We start from the raw sequence: 12233 nt of genomic DNA on the forward strand, positions 1-12233 counted from the left end.
CTGAAACAAGTTCAGGGTGACGAAGAAAAGAAAGGTCGCGCAATATGAATGCGACCGCCACCCTCCCGGCCGTTCGCGGCAAGCTGACGGCAAAGGCCCCGCTGGCCCCGCTCGTCTGGTTCAAGTCGGGCGGCCCCGCCGACTGGCTGTTCGAGCCGAAGGACGCCGACGATCTCGCCGCCTTCCTCCGCGATCTCGATCCCGCGATCCCGGTGATGGCGCTCGGCCTCGGCTCGAACCTGATCGTCCGCGACGGCGGCTTTCCCGGCGTCGTCGTCCGGCTCGGCAAGGCGTTCGCGAAGGTGGTTGTTGAGGATGGGCAGACGCTAAGCTGCGGCGGCGGCGCTTCTGGCATTCTGGTCTCTTCGACGGCACGGGATGCCGGTGTAGGCGGCCTCGAATTTCTTCGCTCCATTCCGGGCACCGTTGGTGGCTTCGTCCGCATGAACGGCGGTGCTTATGGTCGCGAGGTGAAAGACATTCTGATCAGTTGCGAGGTCGTGCTTCGGTCAGGTCAGCGCAAATTCCTTGCTTTGGAAGACCTCGGCTACACTTATCGCCACAGCGAATTGCCCGAGGGCGCGGTCGTCGTCGGCGCAACCTTCCGTGGCTATCGGGATGAACCCACAGCCATTCAGGCCGAAATGGACCGCATCTCGGCGAGCCGCGAAGCCTCGCAGCCGCTGCGTTCGAAGACCGGCGGCTCGACCTTCAAGAACCCCGACGGGTACAAGGCGTGGCAGCTTGTCGATGAAGCCGGCTGCCGCGGCTTCGCGGTCGGCGGCGCGCAGGTTAGCGAGAAGCACACCAACTTCCTGATCAACACCGGCGACGCGACAAGCGCCGATATCGAGGCGCTCGGCGAGGAAGTCCGCCGCCGGGTGAAGGACAAGAGCGGCATCGATTTGCAATGGGAGATACAGCGCGTGGGTAAGCCCGAATGAGCCGAGGGCCGTGGCATGTCGCCGTCCTGATGGGGGGCTGGTCGGCCGAACGCGAAGTGTCGCTGATGAGCGGCAATGGGGTCGCCGACGCGCTGGAATCGCGCGGGCACAAGGTTACGCGCATCGACATGGGCCGCGACGTTGCACAGCGGCTTGCCGAGGCAAAACCCGACGTCGTCTTCAACGCGCTCCACGGCGTCCCCGGCGAGGACGGTACCGTGCAGGGGATGCTCGACCTGATGGGCCTCAAATATACCCACAGCGGGCTCGTCACCTCGGTGATCGCCATCGACAAGGAATTGACGAAGCAGGCGCTGGTGCCGCATGGTGTGCCCATGCCGACGGGGGTGATGGTCGACAGCGAAAGCCTCTTTTCCATCGACCCTTTGCCGCGTCCTTACGTGCTGAAACCCGTCAACGAAGGCTCGTCGGTCGGCGTCGCGATCGTCAAGGACGACAGCAATTACGGCAACCCGATCGCGCGCGATGCGGTCGGTCCCTGGCAGGAGTTCGACCGGCTGCTCGCCGAGCCCTTCATCAAGGGGCGCGAGCTGACCGTCGCGGTGCTCGGCGACCGGGCGCTCGGCGTTACCGAACTGCGCGTCAAGTCGGGCTTCTACGACTATGACGCCAAATATACCGAGGGACTGACCGAGCATGTCTGCCCCGCCGAAGTCCCGGACGACATCGCGCAGCGGATGAAGGATCTCGCGGTGCAGGCGCACCGCCTGCTCGGTTGCAAGGGCGCGTCGCGCTCCGATTTCCGCTGGGACGACGAACATGGCCTCGCGGGCATCTTTCTGCTCGAGGTCAACACCCAACCCGGCATGACGCCACTCAGCCTCGTGCCCGAGCAAGCGCGCGCCATCGGCATGGATTATGCCGAACTCGTCGAACGTATCGTGGGGGAAGCCCTGTCATGAGAATGAAGTCATGAGCAGTACGAAGATCAAGCGCGGCAAGGCCGCGCCGCGGCGCCCCGCGCGCACGACGAAGAAGCGGCGCTCGGTCCAGAAGTCCCGCCTCAACGCGGTGATCAATGCGCTGCCCGTGTCGCCGCAGCAGCTTCAGCGCGTCGCCAACTGGACGATCGGCCTCGGCCTCGCCGCGCTGGTCGTGCTCGTTGCCCATGCGACCGGCGTCACCGCGAAAATTCACGAGGAATATGCCCAGGCGGTCGGCCGGGCGGGCTTCATGGTCAAGAAGGTCGAGGTTGTCGGCGCCGACCGCATCGACCGGCTCAAGGTCTATGACATCGCGCTCGCGCAGAAGGACCGCTCGATGGCGGCGGTCGACCTGGAGGATGTGCGCCACGATCTGATGCAATATGGCTGGATCAAGGACGCGCGCGTTTCGCGCCGTCTGCCCGACACGCTCGTCGTCGACATCGTCGAACGCTCGCCCGCCGCGATCTGGCAGCACAACAATCGCCTCTCGCTGATCGACGAAAAGGGCGTCGTGCTCGAACCCGTCAGCGTCGCGACGATGCCCGACCTGCCGCTCGTCATCGGGCCGCGCGCGAACCAGCGCGCGCAGGATCTCGAACGCCTGCTCGCCGAGGCGAGCAGCCTCAAGGAGCTGCTCGCGGGAGCGACCTGGGTCGGCAACCGCCGCTGGGATCTGCGTTTCCGCAGCGGTGAGACGCTGTCGCTCCCCGAGGGTGAGGGCGAGGCGAAGGCTGCGCTTGCCAGGTTCGCCCATATGGACGGCGCCAACCGGTTGCTCGGGCGCGGAATATTGCGTTTCGACATGCGCGACCCGTCGCGTTTCGTGCTACGCTTGCCGCACGAAGGGCAGGTGGCGCCGACGAAGCTCGAAGACGCGCGCGATGCGGTCGACGCCGTTGCCGCGGCCAGTTCGGCGGAGAAAGGATAAGCCATGGCGCCGCCGCGCATCGAAAAGATCATCACCGCGCTCGATGTCGGGTCGTGGAAGGTCTGCGCGCTGATCGCGGGGCAGACGGCGGACGGTGCGCTCCATGTCCTCGGCACCGGCCAGCGCGAGAGCCGGGGCGTCCAGCGCGGCTATGTCGCCGACATGGAACAGACCGAGCATATCGTGCGTGAGGCGATCGAGCAGGCCGAACGCATTGCAGGGCTGAACATCGACGATGTCTGGGTCAGCTTCTCGGCGGGCAGCCTGCTCAGCGATGTCGCGCCGATCGAGAGCGAGCTTGGCGGCCACCGCATCGAGCAGGAGGATATCGACGACCTGCTCGCCGCGGGACGCGCCGGCATCGACCCCGAGGGACGGATGATTCTGCACGCGCAGCCCGCGCTCTATACGCTCGACGGCCTCACCGGGGTCAAGAACCCGATCGGCCTTCACGCCGACCGGCTCGGCGTCGACATCCATATCATCATGGCCGATGGCGCGCCGGTGCGGAACCTTGAGGCTGCGGTGCGGCAGGCGCATCTCGACGTCAACGCGGTCGTGGCGTCGCCGATCGCTGCAGGGCTCGCCTGCCTGTCGGACGAGGAGCGCGACCTCGGCGTCGCGCTCGTCGAGCTTGGCGCGGCGGTCACCACCGTCTCGCTCTACGCGGGGGGGATGCTGGTCGAAATGGCGTCGCTGCCCTTCGGCGCCAGCGACATCACGGACGATATCGCTTCGGCCTTCGGTATCCGCCGCAGCCAGGCGCAGCGGCTGCAGAGCTTCTATGGCTCGGCCTCGGCCAGTCCGCGCGACAATAACGAGATCATCGAGCTTGACCCTTCCGCGCCCGCCGGGTCGGATTCGCCGCGCATCACGCGTGCGCAGCTCGTTGCAGTCATCCGCCAGCGCCTCGACGCGATGATGGGAGACGTCGGGAGGACGCTGAAAGACCTGCATTTTGTCGGCCCGGTCGGCCGCCAGGTCGTGCTCGTCGGTGGCGGCGCCGACCTGAAAGGGATCGCCGATTATACCCAGAGCGCGCTCGGCCGCGCCGCGCGCATCGGCCGACCGCGCGGTCTGCACGGCCTGCCCGACGCGCATTCGGGCCCCGCTTTCGCGACGCTCGCGGGACTGGTTCTCTACGCCGCGTCGGACCCGGTGGACCTTCGCGACCTGCCGATGATGGCGCAGGATGTGTACCGGCCGAAGAGCACCGGGATCATCAACCGTTTGATGGCCGCTCTCAAGAGCAGTTTTTGATGTCCAGGGGGCGAAAAGGTTAATTTTTTGGGTGATTCCGAGGTCACAATAGTGCAATGCAATACCAGAATGCCGGACGGTGGGACTGACGTCCGGATGGGTCGCAAGGTGAGGGAAGCGGCGCAGGTCCGCCGCTGCAGGGAGATTAGTGGATGAGCATCAATATTGGCCCGCCGCAGGTCGATGAACTGAAACCGCGCATCGCGGTTATCGGGGTTGGCGGCGCCGGGGGCAATGCCATCGCCAACATGATCGCCTCGCGCGTCGAGGGCGTCGATTTCGTCGTCGCCAACACCGACGCGCAGGCGCTGAACGCATCGCCGGCCGAACGCCGTATCCAGCTGGGGACGCAGATCACCCAGGGTCTGGGCGCGGGTTCGCGGCCCGAGGTCGGCCGCGCGGCCGCCGAGGAAAGCATCGCGCAGGTCGAAGAGGCGCTGAACGGCGCGCATATGTGCTTCATCGCCGCGGGCATGGGCGGCGGCACCGGCACCGGCGCGGCACCGGTGATCGCCAAGGCGGCGCGCGACCGCGGCATCCTGACTGTCGGCGTCGTGACCAAGCCCTTCACCTTCGAGGGTAATCGCCGGATGCGCTCGGCCGAGGCCGGCATCGCCGAGTTGCAGGATCATGTCGACACGCTGATCGTCATTCCGAACCAGAACCTCTTCCTCGTCGCCAACCCGAACACGACCTTCAAGGAAGCGTTCACGATGGCCGACGAAGTGCTCCAGCAAGGCGTTCGCGGCATCACCGACCTGATGGTCATGCCCGGCCTCATCAACCTCGACTTCGCCGACGTGCGCAGCGTGATGCGCGAAATGGGCAAGGCGATGATGGGCACCGGCGAGGCCGAAGGCGACGGCCGCGCGCTCGAGGCGGCGCAAAAGGCGATTGCCAACCCGCTGCTCGACGGCGTGTCGATGGCGGGCGCGAAGGGCGTCATCATCTCGATCACCGGCGGCGAGGACATGCGCCTGATGGAGGTCGACGAGGCGGCGAACCACATCCGCGAGCTGGTCGACCCCGATGCCAACATCATCTGGGGCAGCGCCTTTAACGAGGGGCTTGAGGGCAAGATTCGCGTGTCGGTCGTTGCGACCGGCATCGACGGCACCGGCGAGGTCGCAGCCCCCGCGGCGGCGATGACGCGTGGTTTCTCGTTCCAGCCCGCGCGCGCCGCGGCGCCCGCGCCGGTCGCCGAGGAAATGCTCGTCGAACCCGAGGCCGAAGAAACGCCGGTCGAGGCGGCCGCCGGGGAATTCGCCAGCGATCCTGCGCCCGGCTTCTCGCTCGGCGAAGCGCCCGAGGCTCGCGCTGCCGAGGTGGCAGAGGAGGAGCCGATGGAATTGTCGCAGGTCGCGGCGACCTATGACGACACCACCGACGAGCTGGTGCTCAGCGAACCCGAGGCGCCGGCTGGCGATGCCGGCCCGGAATCGACGGTTGCTGCCGAAGAGGCGCCGGCGCGCTCGCTTGGCGGCGGTACCCTGTTCGAACGCATGTCGCGCCTGTCGCGTGGCGGCGGCGCGGCCGAACGGGACGAGGACAAGGACGACGGGGTCGATCTCCCGCGTTTCCTCGGCCGTCAAAACAACCAGTAACAGGGCAATGATCGGCCGCCCCTCAGGGCAAGGCAGGCCGACAATCGGGATGATCTGATTTGCCCCTGCGGCACAAGACACTGACGATCGGGCCCCGGCGGACGCGGCGTTTCGCCGCCATGGTCGGGGCCCTTTTGCTTGGCACCTGTATCGCGGCCCCGGTCGCGGCGATGCAGGCGGCGGCGCCCGACGCGGCGACGCGCGCCGCGCTTGAAAAGCGTACCGCGGCGCGGACGATGTTGTCCTCGGCGGTCAGTCGTCTGGCTACCAACGCCAACGACACATCGGCGCTCCTCGACGCCGGGCGCGCCTCGATCGAGCTCGAGGATTATCGCGCCGCGATCACCTTTCTGACCCGCGCCGAACAGGCCAGCCCGCGCGACGGCGCGATCAAGGCAGCGCTCGGTTCGGCGATGGTCCATATGGAAACGCCGACGCGCGCGCTCGACTATTTCGGTGAAGCCCAGCTTCTAGGCGCACCCGAGCGGCTATTCCTCGCCGACCGCGGGCTCGCGCGCGACTTGCTGGGGCAACAGGACGCGGCGCAGCGCGATTACCAGCTCGCCCTGTCGATCACCCCGAACGAAGAAACCGTCCGCCGTTATGCGCTGTCGCTGGCAATCAGCGGTGAGCCCGACCGCGCGGTCCAGTTCTTGACGCCGCAGCTCAAGGCGCAGGATCGCGCCGCGTGGCGCCTGCGCGCGATGATCCTCGCGATCAACGGTCGCAACGACGAAGCGACCGAGATCGTCAATGCGACGATGCCCGCCGCCCTTGCGCAGAATATCATTCCCTACCTCGTCAAGCTCGACCGCCTCAACCCCGCGCAGCAGGCGGCGGCGGCGCATTTCGGGCGCTTCCCGAGCGGCCAGCTCGGTCCGCCGCGCAAGCCGGTCCAGATTGCGGCCGCAACCCCGCCGCCCGCTCCCGCGCCGGTGGCGACCGGCAAGCGCAGCAAGCCGCCCGCGGCGACGCCCAAAGCTGCCGTGAAACCGACGCCGGCGCCGGCAACCGCTCGTCAGCCAGCTCTTGCGAGCGCCGAGCAGTACCCGCCTGGTTTTTCGCCGACGCCGAAACCGGCGGCCGCTCGCGCGCCGGCTCCCGCCGGTACTGAACAATTACCGCCGGGCTTTTCGCCGACGCCGAAACCGGCTCCCGCCCCTGCGCTTACCGGTACGCGCCCGGCTGCTGCGGCGATCACGCCAACGCCGACATCTGGTGCCGCCGCCTCGGGTCCGCCCGAACTGCAGTCGTCATTCCGGCCGACGATCCGGCCGGCGACGTCCGTGCCGCCGGCCGGTCCGGCTACGGCCCCTGCGTCGCCGCCTGCGAATTCACTGCCGGCGTCCGCGAGTGCGACGACGCCAACGTCCGTCGACGCCGCGCCGGCCAAGCCTCCGGTCGGCCCGGGATTCTCGATCAACGATCTCGGCAGGCCGGCAGACGCGGCACCCGTTGCCGCTGTAGGCGCGTCGTCCGCGCCCGAGACGGCGGCCGCCATGCCGCCGCCCGCGCCGCCTCCATCCCCCGAGGCAAGCGTCGATCCCGCGCCGCTGGCTTCGCTGGCGGCGATCGCCAGTTCGATCGAGATTCCGACCGAGGAGCTTGCGCAGGCCGACAATGCGATCGGCGCCGACACGCTCGCGAAGTTGCGCGAAGAGAAAAGGCGCGCCGATGCCGCCGAGGCGGCGAAGCGCGAGAAGGACGAGGCCGCGGCGAAGGCAAAGGCGGAAGCCGATGCGAAGGCCAAGGCCGAAGCGGCGGAAAAGAAAGCCAATCCCGCACGCCTCTGGGTCCAGATCGCGACCGGTGCCAATCCGAAGGCGCTGGCGACCGACTTCGGCAAATTCGCGAAGAAGAGCCCCGATCTGTTCAAGGGCAAGGCGGGCGCGACGACCGAATGGGGCAAGACGCGCCGCCTGCTCGTCGGCCCGTTCAAGGACAAGAAGGCCGCGCAGGACTGGCTGGCGAGCTACAAGAAGGCGGGCGGCGACGGCTTCCTCTTCAACAGCGAAGCCGGCCAAGACGTCGATCCGATCAAATGAGCGTTGCCGCCTGCGCCAGCGACCCGGCGCGAAGTCGCGGGCGATGGCATGACGAACCGGGCCGCGTCGTGCGCGGGCCGCGCGATATGTTCCAGCGCGACCGCGACCGCATCATCCATTCGATCGCCTTTCGCCGTTTGCGACACAAGACGCAGGTCTTTATCGCGCCCGACGGCGATCATTATCGCGTGCGCCTGACGCACAGTATCGAGGTCGCGCAGATCGGCCGCGGTATCGCCCGCGCGCTCGGCCTCAACGAAGATCTGACCGAGGCGCTGTGCCTCGCGCATGACATCGGGCATCCGCCCTTCGGCCACGCCGGAGAGGATGCGCTGAAGGCGGCGATGCTCGATTATGGCGGCTTCGACCACAACGGCCACACGCTGCGGACGCTGGCGCGGCTCGAATCCCCCTATCCGCTGTTCGACGGGATCAACCTGACGTGGGAAACGCTGGAGGGGCTTGCGAAGCACAACGGCCCGGTCCGCCATCCGGGCTGGGCGCTCGCCGACATCGACGGCGCGTTTCCGCTCGACCTTGCCAGCCACGCAAGCCTCGAGGCACAGATCGCGGCGGTCGCCGACGATATTGCCTATGACAATCACGATATCGACGACGGGCTGCGCGCCGGGCTTCTCGACCTCGACCAGCTCATGGAGCAGCCGTTCGTCGCCGCCAATTTCCGGGCGGTCGAGGGGCGTTTTCCCGGTGCGCCGCGCGACCGGCTGCTCCGCGAACTGGTGCGCGACCAGATCGGCGTCATGGTCAACGACGTGATCGCCGCGACCGCAGCCAATGTCGCAGCGGCAGGGGTGGAGAATGTCGACGAGGTGCGCGCGGCGGGCCGTATGCTGGGCGGTTTCTCGCCCGATCTGGCGCGGCAGGAGCGCGACCTCAAGCGTTTCATGTACGCCAACCTTTATCACCATCCATCGCAACTCGCGGCGGCGGCGGGCGCGAAACAGGTGATCGCGCGGCTGTTCGAGGCCTATGCGAATGACCCTTCGCTGATGGGTGATGATTGGTCGTCGCGCCTGCCCCGCGAAGAATGCGCGACAATCCGCCATATCGGCGACTATATTGCGGGCATGACCGACCGCTTCGCTATCGACCGTTACGCCGCGATTTTCGGGCGCGACGCAGTGCCCGACGCGCTGGCGCATGTCTGACGCGCTGCTCGTCGGCGCCACCGGGATGGTCGGCGGTGCGGTGATCGCCAACGCCGACGCGCTTCGGTTGACGATTCTCGCGCGGCGCGAAACGGCCGGACTCCTGCCGCAGCACAAGCTGCTGGTGGCGCCGCCCGAACAGTGGGGCGAGATTATCGCTGCCGAACGACCGGCGATCTTCATCTCCTGCCTTGGCACGACGATTCGGCAGGCCGGCTCGCAGGCGGCGTTCCGCGCCGTCGACCACGACCTCGTCCTAGCGGCGGCGCGCGGCGCGAAAGAGGGCGGCGCGCAGCAGGCGATCGTCGTCAGTTCGGTCGGCGCATCGGCGAAGGCGGGCAATTTCTATCTGCGCACGAAGGGCGAGACCGAGGATGGCCTGCGTGCGCTCGGCTTCGAAAGGCTCGATATTCTGCGCCCCGGGCTGCTCACGGGCGAGCGGCAGGGACCGGCGCGGGTCGGTGAGGGGATCGCGATGCTCGCGGCACCGCTGACCAACGCGCTGCTGCATGGATCCTTGCGCCGCTACCGCTCGATTCCGGGCGAAACGGTCGCGCGCGCGATCGTCGCGCTCGCCGGGCGGAGCGATTCCGGCGTGCATATCCACGAAAACGATGTAATCCGTGTGCTCGCCGATTGACTCCTTAAAAGGCCAGCGCCAAGGCTGACCTGTCTGTCGAAGCCCGCAAAGGGATTCGACCGGCCGCGCGGGAGAGCGCGGGGCAGGGCAACCTGATCCGCCACCGAAGGAGCAACCGCCCCGGAAACTCTCAGGTCAAACGGACCGCGCAGGCTGGAACGGACACTCTGGAAAGCGTTCCGGCCGCCCAATCGGGTGACGATCGGAACCACCGAAGGGGTAACTCCATCGTCCGATGGAGGAAAACTCTCAGGTTCCCGTGACAGAGGGGGCATGGCGACAGGACGGCACCGGGCCGCGCCTCGCCATGTCAACCGCGGGAGACTGTTATGAGCGAAACCGAACAGGCGGGCGAGGAAGCGGTCGGGACCGAAACCCTGCCGCTCGACAGCTGGCACCGCGCGAAGGGTGGCCGCATGGTCGAATTCGCCGGCTATTGGATGCCGATCCAGTATGAAGGCATCATGGCCGAGCATCTGTGGACGCGCGAGAATGCGGGTCTGTTCGACGTCAGCCACATGGGTCAGCTCGCGGTGAGCGGTGACGGAGCCGCCGAAGCGCTCGAAGCGCTGGTGCCCGGCGATATCTCGGCCCTGAAGCCCGGCCGGATGCGCTATTCGCTGCTGCTGAACGAAGAGGGCGGTATCCTCGACGACCTGATGGTCACCAACGAGGGCGACCAGCTCGGCATCGTCGTCAACGGCGCGGTGAAGTGGGAGGATATCGGGCATCTGCGCGAATATCTTCCCGACGATATCACGCTCAACCACAAGGACGATCACGGCCTGCTCGCCTTGCAGGGGCCAAAGGCGGTCGATGCGCTCGCGCGGCTGGTGCCCGAGGCGGCGGGGCTTTTGTTCATGCAGTACATGCGTGCAGCATGGAACGGCCATGCGATCGGCATCAGCCGGTCGGGCTACACCGGCGAGGACGGCTTCGAAATCTCGCTCCCGAACGAAGCGCTGGCCGCCTTTGCCAACGCGCTGTGCGCGATGGACGAAGTAAAGCCGATCGGCCTCGGCGCGCGCGACTCGCTGCGCCTCGAAGCCGGGCTTCCGCTCTACGGCCACGACCTCGATGAAGAGATCGATCCGGTCGAAGGCGACCTCGCCTTCGCGATCAGCAAGCGCCGCCGCGAGGAAGGCGGCTTCCCCGGCGCGGCGCGCATACTCGGCCATCTGGAGGGCGGCGCGCCGCGCAAGCGCGTCGGCCTGCTCGTCGATGGCAAGCTGCCCGTCCGCGAGGGCGCGAAGCTGTTCGACGGCAACACCGAAATCGGCGTCGTGACGTCGGGCGGCTTCGCCCCCAGCGTCGGCGCGCCCATCGCGATGGGCTATGTGCCGCGCGACCACGCCGTGCCGGGGACCGCGATCGCCGCCGAGGTTCGCGGCAAGCGCGTGCATTGCACCGTCGCCGCAATGCCCTTCATTCCACACCGCTATGTCCGCAAACAGGGAGGCTGACCGATGCCGCGTTACTATACCGAAGAGCATGAATGGATCGACGTCGACGGCGACGTGGCGACGGTCGGAATCACCGACTTCGCGCAGGGCCAACTCGGCGACATCGTCTTCGTCGAGGTTCCCGATACCGGCGCGGAGTTGAGCGCAGGCGGCGACGCCGCGGTCGTCGAATCGGTGAAGGCGGCGAGCGACGTCTATGCGCCGGTCGACGGCACCGTGACCGAGGGCAATGGCCAGCTTGAGGAAGACCCCGCGCTGGTGAACAGTGACCCTGAAGGCGAGGGCTGGTTCTTCCGCATGACACTGAGCGACAAGAGCCAGCTCGACGGATTGATGAACGCCGAGGCGTACAAGGCCTTCATCGCCGATCTGTGACGCCATGACCCCTCCCGCGGAGGAGGGTGGAGGATGTGTGAGTAGTGACGCCGCGCTTGCCGACTGCCGCCTGATGGTGGCGACGCCGATCTATGACGGCGCGCAGGGCAGCTATGTCCGCGCGGCGCTCGATCTTGCGCTGCGTGCGCAGGCGGCGGGCATCGCGGTGCGCTTCGAATTCATCCTCTACCAGCCGGCGATCGGCCGCGCGCGCGACTTGCTCACCGCCATGTTTCTGGCCAGCGATTGCACGCACCTGCTGTTCGTCGACGCGGACCTTGATTTCTCGCCGGACGATGTCTTTTCGCTGATCCGCGCGATGGGGGCGAACCCCGACGTGGGCGTGATCGGCGGCGCCTGTCCGCGCCGGATGATCAACTGGCAGAATGTCGCGCGCGCGGTCGAGGCGGGGCTGGCGAAGGACGACCCCGCCGATCTTGCGCGCTATGCGGGCGATTTCGCGCTGCACTTCCTGAATGAAGGGGAGAGCTTCAAGCTCAACGAGCTTGTCGAGCTGTCGCGGCTCGGCACCGCGATGATGCTGATCCGCCGCGCGGTGCTCGAAGCAATGCGCGGCGCGCTGCCCGACCTCGTGTTTCGTCCCGACCCCGGCGAGCGCCAGGCGCATGGGATCGGCGAAACCGAACCGTCCTTCTTCTCCCCGCTCATCGATCCCGAGACCCGGGCGCTGCTGTCGGACGATTATGCCTTTTGCCGCCGCGTTCGCGACGCGGGCTTCCGGATCTGGCTCGCCCCCTGGATTCGCACGACCCACACCGGCCCCGCCGTCTTTTCGGGGACGCTTGCCGATACCGCCCGCCTTTTTTCAACAAAACCCGCTTCTTCTCCGGAGTAGTT

The 12233-nt window shown here is 67.3% G+C and carries 11 protein-coding genes and 2 riboswitches; all 11 genes read left to right on the forward strand.

Translation table 11 applies throughout. The annotated features are described in order from the left end of the window. The first annotated feature begins 44 nt into the window (after window positions 1-44). Entirely contained in the window at window positions 45-944 is a 900-nt protein-coding gene (murB, locus tag ATE64_RS01760; protein ID WP_058454623.1) for a UDP-N-acetylmuramate dehydrogenase, read from the forward strand. Then, window positions 941-1867 (forward strand): D-alanine--D-alanine ligase, encoded by a 927-nt coding sequence (locus ATE64_RS01765; RefSeq protein WP_058454622.1) that lies wholly within the window; start codon window positions 941-943, stop codon window positions 1865-1867. The genes murB and ATE64_RS01765 overlap by 4 nt, the downstream gene beginning before the upstream one ends. A gap of 10 nt (window positions 1868-1877) precedes the next feature. Continuing rightward, window positions 1878-2819 carry a cell division protein FtsQ/DivIB gene (locus ATE64_RS01770; protein ID WP_058454621.1) on the forward strand — a complete coding sequence of 314 codons (942 nt, stop codon included), beginning with the start codon at window positions 1878-1880 and terminating at the stop codon, window positions 2817-2819. Window positions 2820-2822: 3 nt separating this feature from the next. Then, a complete protein-coding gene (gene ftsA, locus ATE64_RS01775) occupies window positions 2823-4079 on the forward strand; it encodes a cell division protein FtsA (RefSeq protein WP_058454620.1) in 1257 nt (418 codons plus the stop codon). Between the two features lie 152 nt (window positions 4080-4231). Beyond that, window positions 4232-5683: a cell division protein FtsZ gene (gene ftsZ / locus ATE64_RS01780; RefSeq protein ID WP_058454619.1), complete on the forward strand. Its 1452-nt coding sequence runs from the start codon at window positions 4232-4234 to the stop codon at window positions 5681-5683. 119 nt (window positions 5684-5802) lie between these two features. Continuing rightward, entirely contained in the window at window positions 5803-7728 is a 1926-nt protein-coding gene (locus ATE64_RS01785) for an SPOR domain-containing protein (protein ID WP_156416437.1), read from the forward strand. After that, the gene (locus ATE64_RS01790; RefSeq protein ID WP_058454618.1) at window positions 7725-8897 is read left to right on the forward strand and encodes a deoxyguanosinetriphosphate triphosphohydrolase; all 1173 of its coding nucleotides are present in this window, start codon (window positions 7725-7727) and stop codon (window positions 8895-8897) included. Before ATE64_RS01785 ends, ATE64_RS01790 begins: the two co-directional genes overlap by 4 nt. After that, on the forward strand, window positions 8890-9537 hold the full coding sequence (locus ATE64_RS01795) for an NAD-dependent dehydratase (protein ID WP_058454617.1): 648 nt from the start codon (window positions 8890-8892) through the stop codon (window positions 9535-9537). The genes ATE64_RS01790 and ATE64_RS01795 overlap by 8 nt, the downstream gene beginning before the upstream one ends. A gap of 58 nt (window positions 9538-9595) precedes the next feature. Then, window positions 9596-9694, forward strand: a riboswitch (glycine riboswitch). Further along, window positions 9695-9813, forward strand: a riboswitch (glycine riboswitch). A gap of 53 nt (window positions 9814-9866) precedes the next feature. Next, window positions 9867-11000 (forward strand): glycine cleavage system aminomethyltransferase GcvT, encoded by a 1134-nt coding sequence (gcvT, locus tag ATE64_RS01800; protein WP_082657535.1) that lies wholly within the window; start codon window positions 9867-9869, stop codon window positions 10998-11000. 3 nt (window positions 11001-11003) lie between these two features. Then, a complete protein-coding gene (gcvH, locus tag ATE64_RS01805) occupies window positions 11004-11375 on the forward strand; it encodes a glycine cleavage system protein GcvH (protein WP_058454616.1) in 372 nt (123 codons plus the stop codon). A gap of 37 nt (window positions 11376-11412) precedes the next feature. After that, window positions 11413-12231 (forward strand): glycosyltransferase, encoded by an 819-nt coding sequence (locus ATE64_RS01810; protein ID WP_231728993.1) that lies wholly within the window; start codon window positions 11413-11415, stop codon window positions 12229-12231. Window positions 12232-12233 lie beyond the last annotated feature (2 nt).

Origin of the sequence: Sphingopyxis sp. H073, assembly GCF_001468395.1 — a bacterium.
Classification (GTDB): domain Bacteria; phylum Pseudomonadota; class Alphaproteobacteria; order Sphingomonadales; family Sphingomonadaceae; genus Sphingopyxis.

Coding starts and splice junctions, on each gene's coding strand:
- ATE64_RS01785 (WP_156416437.1), top strand. CDS start 5,803: ATGGTCGGGGCCCTTTTGCTTGGCACCTGTATCGCGGCCCCGGTCGCG.
- ATE64_RS01765 (WP_058454622.1), top strand. CDS start 941: ATGAGCCGAGGGCCGTGGCATGTCGCCGTCCTGATGGGGGGCTGGTCG.
- ftsA (WP_058454620.1), top strand. CDS start 2,823: ATGGCGCCGCCGCGCATCGAAAAGATCATCACCGCGCTCGATGTCGGG.
- ATE64_RS01790 (WP_058454618.1), top strand. CDS start 7,725: ATGAGCGTTGCCGCCTGCGCCAGCGACCCGGCGCGAAGTCGCGGGCGA.
- gcvT (WP_082657535.1), top strand. CDS start 9,867: ATGAGCGAAACCGAACAGGCGGGCGAGGAAGCGGTCGGGACCGAAACC.
- gcvH (WP_058454616.1), top strand. CDS start 11,004: ATGCCGCGTTACTATACCGAAGAGCATGAATGGATCGACGTCGACGGC.
- ATE64_RS01795 (WP_058454617.1), top strand. CDS start 8,890: ATGTCTGACGCGCTGCTCGTCGGCGCCACCGGGATGGTCGGCGGTGCG.
- ftsZ (WP_058454619.1), top strand. CDS start 4,232: ATGAGCATCAATATTGGCCCGCCGCAGGTCGATGAACTGAAACCGCGC.
- murB (WP_058454623.1), top strand. CDS start 45: ATGAATGCGACCGCCACCCTCCCGGCCGTTCGCGGCAAGCTGACGGCA.
- ATE64_RS01770 (WP_058454621.1), top strand. CDS start 1,878: ATGAGCAGTACGAAGATCAAGCGCGGCAAGGCCGCGCCGCGGCGCCCC.